Source organism: Micromonospora maritima (assembly GCF_902825405.1).
In the GTDB taxonomy this organism is placed as follows: Bacteria; Actinomycetota; Actinomycetes; order Mycobacteriales; family Micromonosporaceae; genus Micromonospora; species Micromonospora maritima.
Window position 1 is genome coordinate 1 of sequence record NZ_CADEAU010000875.1, and the last position, 1,208, is coordinate 1,208.

Annotated in this window: 1 protein-coding gene; it reads left to right on the plus strand. The window is 74.0% G+C overall.

Annotation, left to right across the window (positions count from 1 at the left end; all coding sequences use genetic code 11):
- Window positions 1-1,186: SGNH/GDSL hydrolase family protein (locus HUW36_RS33190; RefSeq protein ID WP_174531622.1), on the plus strand; the 1,186-nt coding region annotated here is incomplete at its 5' end.
- Window positions 1,187-1,208: the final 22 nt, after the last annotated feature.

Genomic DNA, 1,208 nt, shown 5'->3' on the forward strand with positions numbered 1-1,208 from the left:
GGTGCCGGCCCCGCCCGCCGCCGCGGCGCTGCCCACCGCGGCGGTGGCGTTGGGTGACAGCTTCATCAGCGGCGAGGGCGCCGGGGCGTACGCGCCGGTGGTCGACGTCAACGGGGTGGCCCAGGGCTTCCCCGGCTGGTCGGCGGCGAACGCCAACGCCTACTTCTGCCACCGCTCCCCCAACGCCTCGCTGTTCCGGGCCGACCTGCCGGGCATCGCCGCCCGGTTCAACCTGGCCTGCTCGGGCGGGCAGCCGTACGACATCGCCAACGCCTCGGCCACCCGGGCGAAGGGGCGGCAGGTGGCCGCCCAGCTGGACCAGCTGCGGGCGGTGGCGCAGACCCACGACATCGACCTGGTGCTGGTCGGCCTCGGCTCGAACAACAGCTCGTTCACCTTCGGCAGCGTGGCGGAGAAGTGCGCCAACCGGTTCATCGCCGACGCGTGGACCGGCTGGTGGGAGTTCTGGGCGTACCTGGGCGGCCCGGTGGAGCAGAAGCCGTGCACGGACGCCGACCTCGGCACCGCCGCGCAGTTCTCCGCCGCGACCGCGGAGACCACCGCCGCGCTGCGGCAGCTGCTCACCACGCTCGACCAGGTCGACGCCGACGGCCAGCACCGGGTGGTGTTCCAGGACTACACCAACCCGCTGCCGTACGAGCTGGACCAGAGCTACTGGAGCGAGGACAGCCGGGACGACACCCGGGACAAGTTCCGCGCGCTCGGCGCCGAGCGGTACGCCGCCGGCTGCCCGATCCACCGGGCCAGCCTGGCGCCCGGCCAGCGGTTCTCCCAGGGGCTCGGCACGCTCGTCAGTTCGGTGCGCGGCACGCTGGCCGCCGAGTTCCCGACCGACGACCTGGTCTACCTCAACGTGCAGCGCGCGTTCGACGGCGCCCGGCTGTGCGAGTCGGCGGGCAGCCCGGCGAACGCCCTGGCCACCCCGATCCGGTTGATGGACGGCCCGACGGGCGTCTTCGTCACCAGCCTCTCCGGCTACGACAAGCTCGACATCCAACGGATCGCGAACGCCTGCGGCACCTACTTCCAGACCTGCCAGGAGTCGTGGCACCCGAGCGCTGCCGGCCACCAGGTGCTCGGCCGGTGCCTGACCGGCGCGGCGGCGACAGGCGCCCGCAGCGTCTCCTGCGTCCGCGCGCCGGACGGCACGGTCAGCGTCGGCTGAGCCCGGCCGCCCGGCGTCCCAC